The following is a 19,814-nucleotide window of genomic DNA, read 5'->3' on the forward strand; positions in this document are numbered from 1 at the left end:
CCATTTTAACCATCTAGATTTAATTTTGACCTATCAATAATGACCTCATATTTTGCTAAAAGATCAAGGGATTTTTTTTTATAGCCGCGCAATTTTAAACCATCCTTAAAACGCCTCTTTTATACAATCAAGTTGTATATAACCTCATCAGTTAGTGGTCACTTACTCTTTTTTTTCAATTCACCGCTTATCCACAAGCCATCCCGCTTCTTTACCTTGAAAAATATCAGTAGTAGCACTATCTTGTAACCCAACAAACAAATGACCCCTATATGTAGTGTTTGAACTACAATATAAGAGTCGACCAAGTTCACAAAGCCGATACGTAATTTGCAAAAATTACACACAAATACACAAAAATCCGGCTTTGTTCAGTTTTGTTAGGGAAATTAAGCAGAATGAACCAACAACTTACTGTTACCAAGCGTAACGGTCGCAAAGAAACGATCGATTTAGAGAAGATCCACCGTGTGATCACATGGGCAGCGGAAGGCTTGCACAATGTGTCAGTATCACAAGTAGAATTGAAAGCTCACATTCAGTTTTACGATGGCATCACCACGACTGATATTCATGAGACAATCATCAAGTCAGCTGCGGACTTAATCTCTGAAGAGACGCCTGATTATCAATATTTAGCAGCACGACTGTCTGTATTCCACCTACGCAAAAAAGCGTACGGCAAATACGATCCACCCGCGCTGTATGACCACGTTGCAAGACTGGTTGATATGGGTAAATACGACAGCCACCTAATGGTAGATTACACCAAAGCTGAGTTTGAAGAGCTGGATGCGTACATCGACCACAAGCGTGACTTAGACTTCTCTTACGCGGCGGTTAAGCAGCTTGAAGGTAAATACTTCGTGCAAAACCGTGTAACAAAAGAGATCTATGAGAGTGCTCAGTTTCTTTACATCCTAGTTGCAGCGTGTCTATTCGCTAAGTACCCGAAATCAACTCGTCTTGATTACATCAAACGTTTCTACGATGCGTCGTCTACGTTTAAGATTTCTCTACCGACACCGATCATGTCTGGTGTACGTACGCCTACTCGTCAATTCAGTTCTTGTGTACTGATCGAGTGTGGTGACAGCCTGGATTCTATTAACGCAACAGCAAGCTCAATTGTTCGTTACGTATCTCAACGTGCTGGTATTGGTATCAACGCAGGTCGCATCCGTGCGCTTGGTTCTGAAATCCGTAATGGTGAAGCGTTCCACACTGGCTGTATTCCTTTCTACAAATACTTCCAGACAGCAGTAAAATGTTGTTCTCAAGGTGGTGTTCGTGGTGGTGCAGCGACTGTGTTCTACCCACTATGGCACGGTGAAGTTCAGTCTCTATTAGTACTGAAAAACAACCGCGGCGTAGAAGAGAACCGTGTTCGTCACATGGACTATGGCGTACAGCTGAACAAGCTTATGTACTCTCGTCTTGTTCAAGGTGGCAACATCAGCCTGTTCTCACCTTCTGACGTACCTGGCCTTTACGATGCATTCTTCGAAAACCAAGACCGTTTTGAAGAGCTATACGTTAAGTATGAAAACGATCCATCAGTGAAGCGTGAAACAGTAAAAGCTGTTGAGCTATTCTCCCTGCTAATGCAAGAGCGTGCTTCTACTGGACGTATCTACATTCAGAACGTTGACCACTGTAATACACACAGCCCGTTTGATTCTGAAGTTGCCCCTGTTCGTCAATCGAACCTATGTCTAGAAATCGCGCTACCAACTAAGCCGCTTTCTAACGTAGAAGATGACGAAGGTGAAATTGCACTATGTACGCTTTCAGCATTCAACCTTGGCGCAATCAATGAACTCGATGATCTAGCAGAGCTTTCTGAGCTGGTGGTTCGTGCACTAGATGCACTTCTTGATTACCAAGACTACCCGCTTCCAGCAGCATACAAGTCGACAATGAACCGTCGCACTCTAGGTGTAGGTGTTATCAACTACGCATACTACCTAGCGAAGAATGGTGTTAAGTACTCTGATGGCAGCGCCAATGGCCTGACTCACCGTACTTTTGAAGCAATTCAATACCACTTGCTAAAAGCATCTGTTGAACTAGCGAAAGAGCAAGGTCGTTGCCCATCTTTCCACGAGACCAACTACGCGAAAGGCCTACTACCAATCGATACTTACAAAAAAGATATCGACTTAGTATGTGAAGAGCCACTGCATTACGATTGGGATTCTCTACGTGAAGAGATCATGGAGCACGGTCTGCGTAACTCTACGCTAACAGCGTTGATGCCTTCTGAGACATCGTCTCAAATATCGAATGCGACTAACGGTATTGAGCCACCACGTGGTTACGTGTCCGTGAAAGCATCGAAAGACGGCATCCTGAAGCAAGTAGTTCCAGATTTCCTAAATCTTAAAGAGAACTACGAGCTACTTTGGAACATTGGTTCGAACGACGGTTACCTACACCTAGTAGGTATCATGCAAAAATTCGTTGACCAAGCTATCTCTGCAAACACTAACTATGATCCAAGTGTTTACGACAGCGGTAAAGTACCAATGAAGAAGCTGCTTCAAGACCTACTAACAGCGTACAAGTACGGTGTTAAGACACTTTACTACCATAACACTCGTGATGGTGCTAAAGACGATCAAGGCGATGCCGTTCAAGTGCCGGAAGAAGATTGTGAAGGCGGCGGTTGTAAGATATAACAAGAGCTAAACCGCAATAAACATTAAGACCCCAGAGAAGAGTTATCTTCTCTGGGTTTAAAGCATTAACAGGGTCCGTTTTATGACGGGTCTTTAAAGGATTTGAGGCATTTATGGCTTACAGTACTTTTTCTCAGCAAAAAAATGACCAACTAAAAGAACCAATGTTTCTGGGTCAGTCGGTCAACGTTGCACGTTACGACCAACAAAAATTCGAAATCTTCGAAAAGCTTATCGAGAAGCAGCTTTCGTTCTTCTGGCGTCCAGAAGAAGTTGACGTGTCTAGCGACCGTATCGACTACAACAAGCTTCCTGAGCATGAAAAGCACATCTTTATCTCTAACTTGAAGTACCAAACGCTCCTTGACTCAATCCAAGGCCGCAGCCCTAACGTTGCCCTACTTCCATTGGTATCTCTGCCAGAAGTAGAAACTTGGATTGAGACATGGTCTTTCTCTGAAACGATTCACTCTCGTTCTTACACGCACATCATCCGTAACATCGTGAATGATCCAGGCGTAGTATTCGACGACATCGTTGAAAACGAAGAGATTCTGAAGCGTGCGAAAGATATCGCTTTCTACTACGACGACCTTATCAAGCTCACAGCTGACTACCACCGCTACGGTGAAGGCAACCATAGAATCAACGGCGAAGACGTTAAAATTTCACTTCACGACCTGAAGAAGAAACTTTACCTATGTCTAATGTCTGTAAACGCACTAGAAGCAATTCGTTTCTACGTAAGTTTTGCATGTTCATTTGCATTCGCTGAGCGTGAGCTAATGGAAGGTAACGCGAAAATCATCAAGCTAATCGCTCGTGATGAAGCGCTTCACCTTACTGGTACACAACACATGATCAACTTGCTACGTAACGGTCAAGATGACTTCACATTCATGCAAATTGCAGAAGAGTGTAAGCAAGAGTGTTTCGACCTATTCAAGCAAGCAGCTGAACAAGAAAAAGAATGGGCGGAATACCTATTCAAAGATGGTTCTATGATTGGTCTAAACAAAGACATCCTTTGCCAATACGTTGAATACATTACCAATATACGTATGCAGGCTGTTGGTCTAGGTACCGCTTATCCAGAAGCAACGTCGAACCCAATTCCATGGATCAACGCTTGGTTGTCTTCAGATAACGTGCAAGTTGCTCCACAAGAAGCAGAAATCAGTTCTTACCTAGTTGGCCAAATCGACAACGAAGTAAAAGCTGATGACTTTGAAGGATTTGAGCTGTAATGCCAACAATCAAAATCAACAAGCTGACTTCAATTGAATCTAACCCTTCTAATACTCTACTGGAAACCATGGAGCAAGCAGGGTTAGAGCCAGAATACAACTGCCGAGATGGCCACTGTGGCGCATGCCGCTGTACCTTGGATTCTGGTGAGGTTGAGTACGTTGGTTTTGCTATGGCTTACACACAAGGCGATGAAATCTTGCCATGCATCTGCAAAGCAAAAACCGATTTATCGCTGAGTAACGTGATTCATAGAAGTAAACAGAAGCGTGCCTAATCTATTCGATTTATATAGAATCATGTAAGTTCTAACGCTTCATCAAAGATGATAAAGATGATAAGTATTAGAAAGGGTCCGCCTCCTCTTGGAATGCGGACCCTTTTTCTGTTCGTGTCTTTAGCTATCATCAGCCACCAAATCAAACGTTTACTGTTGAGTCAGGTTCAGCGTCACAGAGCCAATGTAACAAGCACTTCGGCACTCTCCACAGCCATTACACTTACCTTGAACGACTGTAGGCAACTCCCCGGCTTCAATACGTATCGCACCGACAGAACAAGCGGTTTGGCACGCATTACAGTCCATTTGCATGTAGTTATTGCAACTATCAGCAAAGCTAGGCTTCAAGTCGATATAAGACGTCACTGTTTGATGAAGCGCGCCAGTCGGACACACTTCACTGCACTTATTACACATCGAACAACTATTGTAATCCAAATTCAGCAGCGCACTCCCCTCTAGCATCTCAATAACGCTATTCGGACACGCCTGCTCACACAACCTACAACCGTCGCAAAGACGTTCAAACAGCACCTCATCGACCGCTCTTGGCGGTCTTGCATGCAAGCGCTGTGATATCTCTTCATAATTCGCGGCTGCTTTGACCGGTTTAGAAAGTCGAGTTAAGAAACCGCGTCTATTTGAATTTATTTGTTCAGACATTAGTCGATATATAACTTTTTAGTAGTAACGTTTAAATTATATTCAGATGTTAAGTACTTAAACCAATCTATTACATCAACCGATAGCTTTTTATAAAAAGATAGCTCTGATGCTTTATTTAGTTTTTCTAAATAAACAGAAGACCAAGTCAATAAATAACCCTCGAGCAATTCACTGGCTGAATTAATATTATTATTTTCTAACAAATACGCATGAGCAAATAACATTAAACCAAATTGATCTTCCGGCTCTCTTAACCCAGTGTCTAATTCAATCTGATTCAATTCTAAAAACTGGCGATACTCAACCGTAGAAGCACCAAACACAACGCGGTCTTTATCTAGGTACACAGAACCCCAAGGCGGAGCTGGCATGTCTCCAACGCCTTCAAACAGGCGGCTGAACTCTGCTGCGAGCGCATCTTCGTCTTCACTTCTCAATGCCTGCAAGCATTCTTCAGAGAGTACTTCGCTCTCAACCAAAGCTTCGACAATGGTGATTAACTGTTCTTTACTTGTCGCTTGATAAAATAGCGAACCCAATAATTTATGCGTATCGATAATCATTATTATTTATACCGTTATAGGTTTAAAGATAATTATATTAATTAACTCATTTCATTCTTTGATCTATTTTATACATTCAATTCATAAACTTTAAATTCCTCTCTTATTTGATGCTAATCAATCAATATTTAGAAATAAAAATATAAAAGCCAAATTACCTATAAAGTGTTAGCTATCAATAACAATAGGCATCTTAGAATGACGAATAAGAAAGAATCTGGGGTAATGAATCTTACTCGAAGAGGCTTCATGAAAGCTTCTTCTGCGGTAGGTAGTGCAGCCGCGCTTGCGGGCGGTATCGCTTTACCTTTCAAATCCAAACCAGTAGCAGCAGCGGTTGCCGAGAATGTGGATGAGAAAGTCGTATGGAGTGCATGTACAGTAAACTGTGGATCTCGTTGCCCACTACGTATGCATGTACAAAACGGTGAAATCAAATACATAGAAACCGACAACACGGGTACTGACGAATACGGTCATCACCAAGTGCGTGCTTGCCTACGTGGTCGCTCTATGCGCCGCCGTGTTTACAACCCAGATCGCCTGAAATACCCGATGAAACGTGTGGGTAAACGTGGTGAAGGTAAATTCAAACGTATTAGCTGGGAAGAAGCTTACGATGAAGTTGCTGGCACCATGCAACGCCTTATCAAAGACTACGGTAACGACACTATCTACCTAAACTACGGCACAGGTACACTTGGCGGTACAGTAACGAAGTCTTGGCCACCAGCACAAACGCTGATTGCTCGTCTAATGAACCTTAGTGGTGGCTACCTAAACCATTACGGTGACTACTCAACAGCGCAAATCACGAAAGGCTTGAGTTACACCTACGGTGGTTGGGCAAACAACAACTCTTTCTCTGATCTAGAAAACACCAAGCTTAACATCCAGTTTGGTAACAACCCTGCTGAGACACGTATGTCTGGCGGTGGCCAGATCCACCACTACGTAGAAAGCAAAAACAAATCAAACGCAAGAACAATCATCATCGACCCTCGCTACACCGATACAGCTGGTGGCCGTGAAGATCAATGGATCCCAATTCGCCCTTCTACGGATGCTGCATTGGTAGCGGGTCTTGCGCATGTGATGATTACTGAAGACCTTGTCGACCAACCGTTCCTAGACAAATACTGTGTCGGTTACGATGAGAAGACCCTTCCTGCTTCAGCACCTAAAAACAGTGACTACAAATCTTACATCCTAGGTTTAGGTGAAGATGGCGTAGAGAAGACACCAGAGTGGGCTTCTAAGATCACAGGCATTCCAGTTGATACTATCGTTAAGCTTGGCCGTGAAATGGGCACAGCGAAACCGTGTGCTATCCACCAAGGTTGGGGTCTACAACGTACTGCGAACGGTGAGCTAGCTTGTCGTGCAATCGCAATGCTGTCGCTACTCACCGGTTCTGTCGGTGTATCTGGCGGTTCGACAGGTGCTCGTGAAAGTGACATCAACATTCCGTTTGTTCGCTTCCCGACTGTGCCAAACCCAGTTGAAACATCAATTTCAATGTTCATGTGGACAGACGCAATTCACCGTCACCACGAAATGACAGACATCACTGATGGTGTTCGCGGTGCAGAGCGCCTTAAGAACCCAATCAAGATGATCTGGAACTACGCAGGTAACTGCATCATCAACCAACACTCAGACATCAACAAGACGCACGCGATTCTTCAAGATGAAAGCGCATGTGAAATGATTGTTGTGGTTGATAACCATATGACGTCTTCAGCGAAATATGCCGACATCATCCTGCCTGACTTAACCACATCAGAGCAAGACGACTGGTGTATGGATGGTAAAGCAGCGAACATGCCTTACTTCATCTACGCGCAGAAAGCGATTGAGCCTCAGTTCGAAGCGAAATCTATCTACGAGATGTGTACTCAGCTTGCTAAGCGCATGGGCGTAGAAAAAGAGTTCACAGAAGGTCGTACTCAAGAGCAATGGATAGAGCATCTTTACGCGGAAACTCGTAAGAACGATCCAACACTGCCAACCTTCGAAGAGATGAAAGAGCTGGGTATCTACAAGCGTAGCTACGACCACCACTACATCGCTTACGAAGATTTCCGTAAAGATCCTGAAGCGAACCCACTGACCACACCAAGTGGCAAGATTGAGATCTACTCAGAGCAACTGGCTGATATCGCGAAAACGTGGAAGCTAAAAGAAGACGAAGTGATTCACCCACTTCCGATTTATGCGGATTCTTTTGAAGGTCATAACGATCCACTAGCAGAGAAGTACCCACTTCAGCTAACGGGTTTCCACTATAAGGCTCGTACTCACTCAACTTACGGCAACGTTGCAGAAATCAAAGCTGCGGCACCGCAAGAGTTGTGGATCAACCCAATCGATGCGAAAGAACGTGGTATTGAAAGCGGCGACATGGTGAGTATTTTCAACGACCGTGGCGAAGTTCATATTCCAGCGAAAGTGACACCAAGGATTCTTCCTCGAGTTGTCGCGCTAGGCGAAGGTGCATGGTACGCACCCGATGGTCAGAAGATCGACCATGCAGGCTCTATCAACGTGCTGACTACTCAGCGCCCGAGCCCACTTGCTAAGGGTAACCCTCAGCATACAAACCTAGTTCAAATCAAAGCGCTAAAGAAAGCATAAGGTAGGTTGGAATGAAACAATACGGCTTTTACATTGATTCAAGTAAATGCACGGGTTGTAAAACCTGTCAGCTTGCTTGTAAAGATTATAACGATCTAGACATCAAAACGAACTACCGTCGCGTATACGAATACGCAGGTGGTGGTTTCACTCAAGATGGCGATACCTGGGTTCAGAAAGATGTTTTTTCTTACTACCTATCTATCGCTTGTAACCACTGTACTAACCCTGCGTGTGTGAAAGTGTGTCCTTCGGGCGCCATGCATAAACGCGATGAAGACGGCTTGGTTGTGGTTGATGAGAGTGTGTGTATTGGTTGTCAGCACTGTAGCAATGCGTGTCCTTACGGCGCACCACAATACAATGCGAAGAAAGGTCACATGACAAAATGCGATGGTTGTTACCAACGTGTTTCTGAAGGCAAACAGCCGATCTGTGTTGAGTCTTGCCCACTTCGCGCATTGGAGTTTGGTGAAATCAATACACTTCGCGAGAAGTACGGTTCTGGTGCAGATGTAGCGCCACTGCCATCTTCAACCGAAACGCTGCCAAACATCGTGATTAAGTTGAACAAAAATGCGAAGCCTACTGGTGACACCAGTGGTCACCTAGCAAACCCGAAGGAGGTGTAAGATGATTTTTCATGAGTGGTCTTTGATCTTCTTTACGGTACTGGCTCAAACAGCCGTGGGTGGTTACTTACTTATTGGCGCACGTGCACTGGTACTTGGTCATGACGAAGAGAAACTGAACAGCTACAAGGTTCCAATGTTCATTCTGTGGGCATTAATGGGTCTTGGTTTTATGTTCTCGACAACACACCTAGGTTCTCCACTACGCGCGTTCAATGCTTTTAACCAACTAGGTTCGGCTTGGTTGTCTAACGAAGTGTTCTTCGGCGCGGCATTCTTCGCAGTAGGCGGCCTACAGTGGCTACTGTCTGTGGTTAAGAAAGGTGGCGTGGCTACCCAGAAAGCACTGATGGTCGGCGCTATGGTGCTGGGTGTTATCTTCATGTACGCGATGATCAACGTATACATGATCAACACAGTACCTACATGGGACAACATCTACACGCCACTGAGCTTCATCATGACGATGGTTGTGGGTGGCTTGCTGCTGTCTCAGTTCGTGATTGTGTTCGCAAACGACAGCCGCTTTACGGTTGACCGTAACATTACCATGCTGGCTGTGATTGCGGTTGCGATCAGCTTACTTGTGACAGTAGGCAAACTGAACCTAATCGGTGATATCCAAACTTCAGCAGCAAAAGCCTCTGAGTTGGTTGACGGTTTAGGCAGCTATGTGATTCTTCAAGTTGCATTACTGATGGCAAGCTTACTGATTTGGATTCTGCCTATGCTGAACAAAGCTAAAGTGAACCCAGTAAACCTAGGCCTAGCATTGGTACTGTTCTTAGCTTCAGAGTTAATCGGCCGTGGTTTGTTCTACAGCCTACACATGACAAGCGGTTTGTAATTACGCATTACGTGTAAACATCGCTGCTTGTTGGCTTATCTAGAAGGCTAGATAAACAAAAGGCCCCACAACCAAATGGATGTGGGGCCTTTTTATTTGTTCTGTTTTAACCTTAGTTCAAGAGGTCTTGGCTCAAGAGAGCTTGGTTAGCGACCAGAGCCGCTTACTTGATGATAGCCGAAGGGATAAACATATCCTTCACGCGTTTAAGTGAAGAGTAGTCACCAAACATAGGTTTGCTATCTAAGTGTCTTCTCAACATGTCAGCAGCAACGGTTTTGATAATGGTACGCGCATCTTCACGATTGTATTGGCGATAGAACTCGAGCACTTGTCCCCACTCACCCGCTTCGCTCGATAGCGCAATGCTGAATGTATTACCTTCTAACTTACCCGTGACTAAGGCTAACTCAGTGCCACACTTCTCTCTTGTTGCACCCGCGAGTGCAAAGGTTGCGGCTAATGGATCGCTCTTTTCGAGTTCACTCTCTTTTGGCTCGGCCATTACCCATGAGTGACCAAAGCAATCTTCAACCTGCTCATTAGATTGTAGCCAAGCCGAAAGTGCACCTTTGGTCGACACTTCAGATACAGACAAGGTTTTCTTTCTCTCTGCCATGATGTGGCCAATATGATCAATCATCGGCTCATCAACACTGACTACGTTGCTCTCCAACAGCTTGTACACCATTTGTAGCAGTTTAACGCGCGTTTCTAAGCCAGACTTAGGCCCAAACAGTTTCACCTCAATGAACGGCAGATAAGAGCGATAGCCTAACTCATAACCTTCAGGCAGCTTTAATTGGTCCAACACATCCGAGATACCCGACTCAGATAAGCCAAACGTAAACAAACGACTGCATTCTGAGGCAACCACTTGAGGATAGGTGCGTGACAAATCAGGCAGGATTTCAAAGGTCACCATGCGTTTGAATTCACTCGGCACACCCGGCGTGAAATAGAAAGTCGCATCGTTGATCTTCAGCTTGAACCCACATGCAGTACCGACAGGGTTATCGACGATCTCTGAGTTTTCAGGCAGCAGTGCTTGTTTAAGATTGCTATCAGGCATCGGCACACCGCGTCCAGAGAACATATCTTCCATACGACTCAACCACTCGGGGAACATGACTAACTTCTGCTCTGAAGCCGTTGCTGCTGCTGCCGCGCTCATATCATCGGTTGTTGGCCCCAAACCACCATTGACGATCACCACATCATAGTTAAAGCTCAACATCAGCAACTCTTCAACCAGACCATTCATTTGGTCACCCACCGTTGAACGTTTAGCAAGAGCAAAACCGTGCTGGTAAAACTCTGCCGACATCCAAGCTGCGTTCGTGTCAACAATGTCTCCATGAAGAACTTCTTCACCTGTGCTTAACATTGCGATTTTCGTCATATTTCTATCCCTTGTGGTCATAAAAAAACACTGCATTATCTTTAAACTGGTCTATCTTTGAGTTTGAACCATTTCATCTTTTCACAACGATTAACAACCTAAATTTTAAGGCTTTATTAGGAGATACGAGCAATTTTTAGGTTCATAAATCAGGTATCTTGTCGCTAGTTACTTACGATCCTGACCAATCCTTAATGTTTAATGGAGAGCCTAGTGACCAAACCACCGTTACTCGCAAAGGTGACTGCCGTATTTTCGATGCTTATCTCCGTTAATTCGGTTGCAAGCCAATACGACATAGATCAACTAATCAACCTCTCTTACTCGGATGATTGCAATAAAGGTTACTGTGTTAATGACAGCTTGTACACCTACAAACCGAGTAAGAATTACGCATTAAGTGAGTCATACGACTTAACGTTCGGCACCCCACCTATTTATCTGACGATTAACGAGGGTAAAGATTGGGATTACCTGATGGAACAAACCTATACGATTCTGGGTTTAAGCGTTGCCACTGTTGGCCTAATGACTTTGCTACCAGAAAGTATCACTAAGTGGGATGATGACCAACGTGATCTCAGCGCACTGGGTAAAAAATGGAAGGAGAATGTTTCTGCCGGCCCAGTTTGGGATCGTGATGAACATTTTCTTAACTACATCATGCACCCTTATTTCGGTGGTGTTTATTATACGTCAGCCCGACACGCTGGCTTCGACGAGTTCGAGTCTTTCATATACTCGTGGACAATGTCGACTTTCTTTTGGGAATACGGCGTTGAAGCCTTTGCCGAGGTGCCATCTTGGCAGGACATTTTCATCACCCCCTTCTTCGGCGCAGTGGTTGGCGAAATGATGCTCGGAGCTGAGCAAGATATCGTCGCTTCCGGCGGGGAAGTCATGGGATCGAAAACCATGGGCGATGTGTCGCTGTTCTTCTTAAACCCGGTCGGCCATATACACTATTGGGTTACTGACGCTTGGGGTGGTGATGCAGAAGTAAACCTCAACACTAACCCTTGGTGGGAGAACCAAGACGCGGCACGTTTTGCTTACGATGCTGGCGCACCCTACGATTCTCAGTTTGTTGGTATGAACTTTAAAGTAACCTTCTAATACAGCAACCTAATTACTTTCGTAAAAACAAAACTCTTCTAAAAAGCGGCTCTCTAGCCGCTTTTTTTGTGCCCTACTCTTCATTCTCTTTTTTTGCATCACAGCTTAGTTTCAAAAATTGACACAGGTCAAACATTGTTCGATATAACCTTCTACACTGAAATTAAAGAACTTTATCGCGTGATATCAAACATTTAATTAGCAACGATTTATTGAGACTTTGGGGGCTGATATGAACAGTACATTTATCGTAAACTTTATCGGAAAAGCATCACCAGCAACAATCAAACAACTTGCTGCGGTTACTCACGAAAACAACGGAAAATGGCTCATCAGTAAAGTGAATTTTATTGAAGACCAAGTCGCAGGCGTACTCAAGGTTCAACTTCCAGCCATCAACGAATCGATTATTAAAGAGGCCTTCAGCGCTAATCCTGATCTCATCGTGCAGTTTGTTGATTCAGACCATTCACACAATGTACAAGACACAATCCATCACCTAAGACTCGACTCAAACGACCGAGCAGGTATCGTTAATGAAGTGACACATGTACTAGATAGACAAGGCATCAGCATTCTGGATATGGACTGTCACCGAGTATTTATCGCGGGAGGCGGTGGTGTAAGCTCAAGCCTATTCACTTCAAAAATAGCGGTTAAGCTACCAATCGAAGTGCAAATTGATGACGTGGTTAATGAGCTAGAAACCCTAAGCGAAGATACTCGTGTGATGATTGAGGGCTAGTTGTTAGTACTTTCCGAGACAAACTAAGCGTTATCTAAAACAAAAAGAGCAGCTCATCGGCTGCTCTTTTTATTGTTCTAATGCAATATTCTGTTACTTAACCGACCATTGTGACAATGAACGTTTAAAGTCTTCATAGCCAAATTCATTTAGTTTTTGAACGTCACCATTGCTGCGCTCGCAGTAGATTGATGGCATCTTCAGACCATTGAACCAGTTCAGTTTCACCATGGTGTAACCAGCACTGTCTAACAGGTGCAGCTTTTGACCAATCTTCAACGGCTCATCAAAGCTTGTTTCACAGAACTGATCGCCCGCCAGACACGAACACGAACCAATCACGTAATCGTGACTGCCGTTTTCAGATGCTTCTAATACCGATGCTGGTTCATTGTAGATAAGCGTGTCTAGGCGATGTGCTTCTGTGGCTGAATCAACAATCGCCGTTTTCTTCATGTTCTCAACAATATCGACCACCGTCACCACTAAGTCAGTTGTTTTAGTAATGATCGCTTCACCCGGCTCAAGGTACATCTGCACACCGTGTTTTTCAGAGAAGGCTTTCAGCGCAAGGCCGAGTTTTTCGATGTCATAGCCAGGCCATGTGAAGAACACACCTCCGCCCATGCTCACCCAGTCCAATTTATCTAAGTACTCACCAAACTGTTCGGAGATTGAATCTAGCAGGCCGATAAACGCGTCTACGTCTTTGTTCTCACAGTTCATGTGGAACATCACACCATTAATCTCATCAAAGATTTCTGATTTGATGTGATCAGCTTGTACCCCTAAACGTGAGAACTGACGCGCAGGGTTAGCTAAGTCTTGTCCTGCATAGCTCACACCCGGATTTAAACGCAAACCCAGTGAAGCTTTACCTTCAACAATATGACGGTACGCAGCAAGTTGGCTTTGAGAATTGAAGATCATCTTGTCACAGATGTCAGCAACTTCTCTCACGTCATCTTCGCTGTAACCGACACTGTAAGCGTGCGTCTCACCACCAAAGGTTTCGTGGCCAAGTTTCACTTCGTAAGGACCAGAGCTTGTCGTACCATCAAGGTATGGTTTGATGATGTCAAACACGCCCCATGTTGAGAAACACTTAAGAGCCAATACCAACTTCACACCCGAAATATCTTTCAGTTGCTTGGCTTTCTCCAAGTTCGCAATCAACTTGTCTTCGTTGATCATGAAGTAAGGCGTTTTTAGTTCGTTTTGCATATTACCTATACCTTGAGTGCAGCACTCTAAAATCAAACAAAGCCGATGCTACGCACCGGCTTTTAATTAAACATTGTTGCCAATCATATGGCTTAGTGTGTCATTATTAGCAATTACTTAAGCTTGTTGATGACAGGTAGACCTTGACCTGGCTCTAACTCTTGAACGTGCCAATCTAGACCAATTTCCGGCATGGTTGCTAGGAACGGGTCTGGGTTGAGTTGCTCCATGTTAAACACGCCTTTATCAGCCCATTCGCCACGGAAGAACTGAAGTGCAGCAGTAATAGCTGGAACACCTGTTGTGTAAGAGATCGCTTGGTGCTCTACGTCTTCGTAAGCCACTTCGTGGTCGGCGTTATTGTAGATAAATACGCTGCGCTCTTTACCGTCTTTCTTACCTTGAACCCAAGTACCGATACACGTTAAACCTGTGTAACCCGGCGCCAAAGACGTTGGGTCAGGCAGCAGTGCTTTAAGAACATGCAAAGGCTGAACCACAGTACCATCGTGCAGCGTTAATGGTTCTGGGCTAAGAAGACCAATATCACGCATGCAGTTGAAGTAGTTCAGGTAAGCATCGCCGAAACCCATCCAGAATTCGATACGCTTAGCTGGGATGAACTCTTTCATTGAACGTACTTCATCGTGCGCCATTGAGTACACTTTGTGAGTTCCACAGTTAGGGAAATCAAACTCAAGCATACGAGAGTGACAAGGGACTTGTTTCCACTCTTCATTTTCCCAGTAGAAAGAGTCGCCTTGGATCTCTAGCATGTTGGTTTCTGGGTCAAAGTTCGTCGCAAACTTCTTACCGTGATCACCCGCGTTGACATCCATCACATCAATAGTGTCAATCTCATCGAATAAATGCTTAACAGCGTGTGCTGCAAATACTGAAACCACACCTGGATCGAAACCAGCACCAAGAATACCTGTGATACCCGCTTCAGCGAACTTCTCACGATAACCCCATTGCCAATCATAAGCTTGTGGTACTTGTTGGCCTTCAGAGCATAGGTCAACCGCTACCGATGTATCTAGGTAAGAGACTTTAGATTGATAACACGCTTCCATGATCGCCATGTTTACCCAAGGAGGACCAGCGTTGATCACAAGATCAGGTTTAACTTCTTTAATCAAAGCAACAAGCGCATCAACATCATCAGCGTCTACTGAACGTGCTTCTAGTTTCTTAGTTGAATCTTTAAGGTTGTTTTTGCCTTTGATAGATTCGATAATTTTTTCACACTTCGCGATTGTGCGAGAAGCGATCGTGATATCACCCAGTACTTCGTTATTTTGTGCTGCTTTATGTGCAACAACCCAACCAACGCCGCCTGCACCAATTTGTAGAATAGCCATAGTTTAAATTACCCTTGTTGTTCTGCTAGCTCAATGGCTAGAGTTTGAATTTTGTTGATGAGAGATTTGAAAGCTGATGCCGTTAAGCACGGGTTCAAAATCGTAAATTTCAGTGCGCTTTTACCATCAACAACCGTTTCACCAAGTACTGCCACACCACGAGTTAACGCTTCCAATCTTAGCGTTTGATTCAGCTTGTCTAGATCAATAGCGCTGTTTTCTGATTGCCCATTGCAAGGCACCGAACGGAACAACACAGTAGACAATGATGGCTGGGCAAGTAGCTCTAGGTCGTCTTGGTTTTGAATTAGGTCTGCTACCTCAAGCGTCTGCTCTAACAGATGATCGTACATATCGCCTAATTGCTTTGGTCCAACGCTTTGCATGGTCATAAAGACTTTCAGTGCATCGAAGCGCTTGGTGGTGGCAATCGACTTATCAACTAGATTCGGTAGTTCATCGTGTTCACGGTTCAAGTAATCTGCGTGATGCAGTAGGTACTTAAAGTTCGCTTTGTCTTTTAGAAGCACAGCACCACAGCTGATGGTTTGGAAGAACAGCTTATGGAAATCGACACTCACAGAGTCTGCTTTTTCAATACCTCTCAGGCGAGCTTTATGGTTACTTAGAATAAGCGCACCACCGTAAGCACTGTCAACGTGGAACCAAAGGTCTTGTTGGTTGGCGATGTCTGCTATCGCTTCAAGGTCGTCAATCGCACCGTGATCGGTTGTACCTGCCGTCCCAACAACCGCAAAAGGAATCAACCCTTGAGCTTTAAGGGCTTTGATTTCTGCGTCTAACAAGTCAGGTTTGATGGTGCCGTTAGCATGGGTATCCACACAACACACGGCTGCTTCGCCTAATCCCATTAAAGAGGCAGACTTCTGAACAGTGAAGTGAGATTTCTTTGAACATAAGATACGTAATTTACTGGCGTACTCTGGTAAACCAAGCTTTTGAATGGAGTGACCATCGTGCTTATCCGCCACCCAATCTCTCGCAAGCAATAAGCCCATTAGGTTACTTTGCGTACCGCCGCTGGTGAAAACACCATCAGCTTGTGCACCAAGTTGGTATTTCTCACACATCCAATCCACTACACGCTGCTCAACATAAGTCGCAGCCGATGCTTGGTCCCATGAATCCATTGATTGATTCAACGCCGCGATAATCGATTCCGCCGCGACAGATGCCATAAGAGGTGGAGTGTGAAGATGTGCAATACAATCTGGGTGTTGCACAAAGATTGAATTTGCTGCGACAAGATCAGCGGTGCTATCCACAACATCAACCAAAGCGTGCTGATTGTTATCAAGATCAACAGCATTAATGGCGGCTTCCAATACTTTTGGGTCTAAACCTGAATAAGGTTTTTCAACTTGTTCAAAAACGGCTTTCATCGCTTGAGTGGTTTGGTTCATCACGTTAGCAAATTCGTCGCTACCGCCTAAACCTGTCTGGATGAAATGCTTGTTCCATTCTTGGTTTGCTTGTTCGCTCGAAGCAGGGTCTGGCTGTAAACCGCCACCTGCTGCGATGATCGCTTCTTCCATGACGCGCAATGCAAAATCGATCTGTTCAAACGAGATAATCATCGGCGGAAGGAAACGAATCACAGAGCCATCACGACCACCCTTTTCGACCATCAAGCCACGCTCTAATGCTGCGCGTTGAATCGCTAGGGTCAGTTCACCGTCTGATTGTGGTTCACCAAACTTATTAAGCTCACCATTGGGTTGCTTGATCTCAGCACCAAGCATCAAGCCTTTGCCACGAACTTCAGCAATACAGTTGACGCGAGATTGGATCTTTTCTAACCCTTGACGTAAGTATTGACCTACGATGTTCGCGTGCTCAACCAAACCATCGCGTTCGATGATTTCCAACGCTTTAGCACCAGACACCATAGCTAACTGGTTACCACGGAATGTACCGGTATGCTCACCGGCTTTCCATGTATCGATGCTCTTATCGAATACAAGCAGCGACATAGGCAGTCCGCCACCAATCGCTTTAGACAAACATAAAATATCAGGGTTAACGCCTGACTCTTCAAACGCAAATCGATGACCTGTTTTGCCTACACCACACTGGATTTCATCAAAGATCAGTAAAATGCCGTGTTCATCACAGATACGACGTAAACCTTGTAGCCAAGACGCAGGAGCTGGAATCACACCGCCCTCACCTTGTACAGGCTCAACGATCATCGCAGCCGGTTTCATGATGCCAGATTCGTCATCATTCAACATGCGTTCGATGTAGCGAATGCTTGCGTTAGCGCCTGCTTCCCCACCAATACCAAACGGGCAGCGTAGGTTGTATGGGAAAGGCATAAAGTGCACGTCAGACATCAGGCCGCTACGACGTTCTTTGGTACCTAGGTTACCCATCATACCCATGGTGCCGTTCGTCATTCCATGGTAAGCACCACGAAAAGCAAACATGGTATTGCGACCAGTAGTTTGCTTAGCGAGCTTGATCGCCGCTTCCACAGCGTCAGCGCCTGACGGGCCACAGAATTGAAGAACCGAGTTATTTGAAAAATCTTGAGGGAGAAAAGCTTTAACTCGCTTGATAAACGTCTCTTTTGCTTGAGTCGTGATATCAAGAGTTTGGTATGGCAAACCAGAATCGAGTTGGTCTTTAAGTGCTTGGTTAATCTCAGGGTGGTTGTAACCCAGAGAAAGTGTACCTGCACCCGCTAAGCAATCGAGAAAGAGCTGGCCACGGGTATCTTCAACTAACGCACCACATGCTCGTTTAATCGCGATAGGTAGGCGTCTTGGGTAAGAGCGAACATCCGACTCATGCAGTTCTTGCTCTAGCAAAATAGCGTCAGGTGTTAGGTCGTAAGTTCCCTCTACGATAGGAACCATAGTTGAAAATGAATTTGCGATAGTATTGATATCGGCTTCAAAAGCAGTAGTCATAAAAATCCCTTGAATGGGTTCATGCTCATCTCCATCAAACGCAACTGCCCACCAGCCCTCTAGGAATAATAAGAGTGCTTAGAGCGAAATATGTATAGAGTCCAGAAATGAGATATAGCGGTACGCTCGCATAAGTCAAATGACGAATACGAAATAAGGCCATCTTAAGACAGCGATAAATGGCTAGTGTGAGCTCAAGGTTCAGTAATGCTACTGTTTTGAAGAATTGGACATTTGTGCAGGATCTGGCAGCTATGAGGAGCTGATCCCTTTGGAAATGCAGAGCTGATTAGCAATGTTATTGTTAATGTGTTCAATGTTGGGTTTCCCATTAGCATGGCGAACTGCGCCATAAGTATCCCGTCTATCAACTAAAGGACTAGCTGATACCTACCCTACGTAATGTCCCAATCAGCAAGAATGGTCACTACGCGTATCCCCCAGAAGCCATCGCTGCTATTTTTGAACATTAGTCATTCCGAGATTGCGCGGGAAAGTAACACAAAGTGAAACGAACGATCAATAGTTTTTAGGGCGTGTTGATCTTTCGAGCTGATTTTTGCAGCGAGTTGCTGGGTATTTATACAAGGCAGAGGCGTCGATGTGTAGCTAGCCTACATGAGAAGCCGATAACGTAGTAGAAATGACCAGCAAACGCTGCCCGAAGGGCTCGGCTAAAAGCGTTTTACTCTTTGTTTAGGGAGATTTGCTTAGAATGACTAGGCTACTTCCCCCTCGCCGCAATTAAAACGCTTTTATCTCGAACAAAATTTAACCACGAAAGATCAACACGCCCTAGTGATGACTTAATAAATAACAACCTTGGCTGAGAAAACGATGAAAATATCATCAACACCATCGTTTAGGGAACAGAGCGTCGGTTCATTCGTTTCCCATGCCCGAAGATGACGAGGAAATTATACCAATCACAGTAAGTAAGTGGTTAAAAATAGGGCAAAAAAAGCTTGGGAACAAGGCGGTGTTAGTGATGGCTTTGAGACTCAGATGTCCTTTCGTCACACCCGAGAGCGAGAAATGAGTTCATAGAGAATCTCGCTTTTAAAAACTAACTTAGCTAAACGCCAGAAACCAAAAAGCCCGAACATTTCTGTTCGGGCTTCTTAATTTGGAGCGATACATCGGGTTCGAACCGATGACCTCAACCTTGGCAAGGTTGCGCTCTACCAACTGAGCTAGTATCGCATTTGCTTTATCAAGATAAAGACTTTAATAGATGGTGCCCCGGGCCGGACTTGAACCGGCACAGCGCGAACGCCGAGGGATTTTAAATCCCTTGTGTCTACCAATTCCACCACCAGGGCACGCAATTCTTTATTGCGATGCCGATTACTGAAAAGTAAAACACCATCTTAATGCTGACGCCAATCAACATTACAAAATTTGGAGCGATACATCGGGTTCGAACCGATGACCTCAACCTTGGCAAGGTTGCGCTCTACCAACTGAGCTAGT

14 protein-coding genes and 2 tRNA genes are annotated in these 19,814 nt (G+C 44.8%); 8 read left to right on the forward strand and 8 right to left on the reverse strand.

The genetic code is table 11. The features are described from left to right. Positions 1-398 precede the first annotated feature (398 nt). The 3 genes from nrdA to yfaE all read left to right on the forward strand — a co-directional run bounded on the left by nrdA (position 399) and on the right by yfaE (position 4,206). The gene (gene nrdA / locus Q1A70_RS10920; protein WP_299690724.1) at positions 399-2,681 is read left to right on the forward strand and encodes a class 1a ribonucleoside-diphosphate reductase subunit alpha; all 2,283 of its coding nucleotides are present in this window, start codon (positions 399-401) and stop codon (positions 2,679-2,681) included. Between the two features lie 113 nt (positions 2,682-2,794). Further along, the gene (gene nrdB / locus Q1A70_RS10925; RefSeq protein WP_299690721.1) at positions 2,795-3,928 is read left to right on the forward strand and encodes a class Ia ribonucleoside-diphosphate reductase subunit beta; all 1,134 of its coding nucleotides are present in this window, start codon (positions 2,795-2,797) and stop codon (positions 3,926-3,928) included. Next, a complete protein-coding gene (gene yfaE, locus Q1A70_RS10930) occupies positions 3,928-4,206 on the forward strand; it encodes a class I ribonucleotide reductase maintenance protein YfaE (RefSeq protein WP_017632068.1) in 279 nt (92 codons plus the stop codon). The genes nrdB and yfaE overlap by 1 nt, the downstream gene beginning before the upstream one ends. Before the next feature lie 150 nt (positions 4,207-4,356). Here the strand turns inward: yfaE and napF are convergent, their stop codons facing one another. Both napF and Q1A70_RS10940 read right to left on the reverse strand, forming a co-directional pair. Further along, complete coding sequence (napF, locus tag Q1A70_RS10935) at positions 4,357-4,872, reverse strand: ferredoxin-type protein NapF (RefSeq protein ID WP_299690717.1); 516 nt, start codon at positions 4,870-4,872, stop codon at positions 4,357-4,359. Beyond that, positions 4,872-5,438: a molecular chaperone gene (locus Q1A70_RS10940; protein ID WP_299690714.1), complete on the reverse strand. Its 567-nt coding sequence runs from the start codon at positions 5,436-5,438 to the stop codon at positions 4,872-4,874. Before Q1A70_RS10940 ends, napF begins: the two co-directional genes overlap by 1 nt. A gap of 198 nt (positions 5,439-5,636) precedes the next feature. Between Q1A70_RS10940 and Q1A70_RS10945 the strand changes: the two genes are divergently transcribed. From Q1A70_RS10945 to Q1A70_RS10955, 3 genes are read left to right on the forward strand one after another with little or no spacing between them, the layout of a single operon-like run. Continuing rightward, positions 5,637-8,075 carry a DmsA/YnfE/YnfF family dimethyl sulfoxide reductase gene (locus tag Q1A70_RS10945; protein WP_299690711.1) on the forward strand — a complete coding sequence of 813 codons (2,439 nt, stop codon included), beginning with the start codon at positions 5,637-5,639 and terminating at the stop codon, positions 8,073-8,075. Between the two features lie 11 nt (positions 8,076-8,086). Further along, positions 8,087-8,707: a DMSO/selenate family reductase complex B subunit gene (locus tag Q1A70_RS10950; protein ID WP_004733360.1), complete on the forward strand. Its 621-nt coding sequence runs from the start codon at positions 8,087-8,089 to the stop codon at positions 8,705-8,707. A gap of 1 nt (position 8,708) precedes the next feature. Then, positions 8,709-9,554: a DmsC/YnfH family molybdoenzyme membrane anchor subunit gene (locus Q1A70_RS10955; protein WP_299690708.1), complete on the forward strand. Its 846-nt coding sequence runs from the start codon at positions 8,709-8,711 to the stop codon at positions 9,552-9,554. A gap of 163 nt (positions 9,555-9,717) precedes the next feature. Here the strand turns inward: Q1A70_RS10955 and Q1A70_RS10960 are convergent, their stop codons facing one another. Further along, complete coding sequence (locus Q1A70_RS10960) at positions 9,718-10,956, reverse strand: CinA family nicotinamide mononucleotide deamidase-related protein (RefSeq protein WP_299690705.1); 1,239 nt, start codon at positions 10,954-10,956, stop codon at positions 9,718-9,720. Between the two features lie 213 nt (positions 10,957-11,169). On the opposite strand from Q1A70_RS10960, the gene Q1A70_RS10965 reads away from it, so the two are divergent. Then, on the forward strand, positions 11,170-12,072 hold the full coding sequence (locus tag Q1A70_RS10965; RefSeq protein WP_299690702.1) for a DUF3943 domain-containing protein: 903 nt from the start codon (positions 11,170-11,172) through the stop codon (positions 12,070-12,072). Positions 12,073-12,304: 232 nt separating this feature from the next. After that, on the forward strand, positions 12,305-12,817 hold the full coding sequence (locus Q1A70_RS10970; protein ID WP_299690699.1) for an ACT domain-containing protein: 513 nt from the start codon (positions 12,305-12,307) through the stop codon (positions 12,815-12,817). Between the two features lie 93 nt (positions 12,818-12,910). Here Q1A70_RS10970 and nspC read toward each other — a convergent pair whose 3' ends face one another. The 5 genes from nspC to Q1A70_RS10995 form a co-directional block, all read right to left on the reverse strand. Continuing rightward, entirely contained in the window at positions 12,911-14,041 is a 1,131-nt protein-coding gene (gene nspC, locus Q1A70_RS10975) for a carboxynorspermidine decarboxylase (protein WP_299690696.1), read from the reverse strand. 113 nt (positions 14,042-14,154) lie between these two features. Then, on the reverse strand, positions 14,155-15,405 hold the full coding sequence (locus Q1A70_RS10980) for a carboxynorspermidine synthase (RefSeq protein WP_299690693.1): 1,251 nt from the start codon (positions 15,403-15,405) through the stop codon (positions 14,155-14,157). A gap of 8 nt (positions 15,406-15,413) precedes the next feature. Beyond that, on the reverse strand, positions 15,414-18,341 hold the full coding sequence (locus Q1A70_RS10985; protein ID WP_299690690.1) for a pyridoxal phosphate-dependent class III aminotransferase: 2,928 nt from the start codon (positions 18,339-18,341) through the stop codon (positions 15,414-15,416). 1,127 nt (positions 18,342-19,468) lie between these two features. Beyond that, positions 19,469-19,544 (reverse strand) — tRNA-Gly (locus Q1A70_RS10990). A 32-nt stretch (positions 19,545-19,576) separates the two neighbouring features. Next, positions 19,577-19,663 (reverse strand) — tRNA-Leu (locus Q1A70_RS10995). Between the last annotated feature and the right edge of the window lie 151 nt (positions 19,664-19,814).

The sequence above is a fragment of the uncultured Vibrio sp. genome (assembly GCF_947488985.1).
Classification (GTDB): domain Bacteria; phylum Pseudomonadota; class Gammaproteobacteria; order Enterobacterales; family Vibrionaceae; genus Vibrio.

Bases quoted from the DNA above. Each gene is read 5' to 3' on its own strand.
- nrdA (WP_299690724.1), top strand. From the start codon at position 399: ATGAACCAACAACTTACTGTTACCAAGCGTAACGGTCGCAAAGAAACG.
- nrdB (WP_299690721.1), top strand. From the start codon at position 2,795: ATGGCTTACAGTACTTTTTCTCAGCAAAAAAATGACCAACTAAAAGAA.
- yfaE (WP_017632068.1), top strand. From the start codon at position 3,928: ATGCCAACAATCAAAATCAACAAGCTGACTTCAATTGAATCTAACCCT.
- napF (WP_299690717.1), bottom strand. From the start codon at position 4,872: ATGTCTGAACAAATAAATTCAAATAGACGCGGTTTCTTAACTCGACTT.
- Q1A70_RS10940 (WP_299690714.1), bottom strand. From the start codon at position 5,438: ATGATTATCGATACGCATAAATTATTGGGTTCGCTATTTTATCAAGCG.
- Q1A70_RS10945 (WP_299690711.1), top strand. From the start codon at position 5,637: ATGACGAATAAGAAAGAATCTGGGGTAATGAATCTTACTCGAAGAGGC.
- Q1A70_RS10950 (WP_004733360.1), top strand. From the start codon at position 8,087: ATGAAACAATACGGCTTTTACATTGATTCAAGTAAATGCACGGGTTGT.
- Q1A70_RS10955 (WP_299690708.1), top strand. From the start codon at position 8,709: ATGATTTTTCATGAGTGGTCTTTGATCTTCTTTACGGTACTGGCTCAA.
- Q1A70_RS10960 (WP_299690705.1), bottom strand. From the start codon at position 10,956: ATGACGAAAATCGCAATGTTAAGCACAGGTGAAGAAGTTCTTCATGGA.
- Q1A70_RS10970 (WP_299690699.1), top strand. From the start codon at position 12,305: ATGAACAGTACATTTATCGTAAACTTTATCGGAAAAGCATCACCAGCA.
- nspC (WP_299690696.1), bottom strand. From the start codon at position 14,041: ATGCAAAACGAACTAAAAACGCCTTACTTCATGATCAACGAAGACAAG.
- Q1A70_RS10980 (WP_299690693.1), bottom strand. From the start codon at position 15,405: ATGGCTATTCTACAAATTGGTGCAGGCGGCGTTGGTTGGGTTGTTGCA.
- Q1A70_RS10985 (WP_299690690.1), bottom strand. From the start codon at position 18,341: ATGACTACTGCTTTTGAAGCCGATATCAATACTATCGCAAATTCATTT.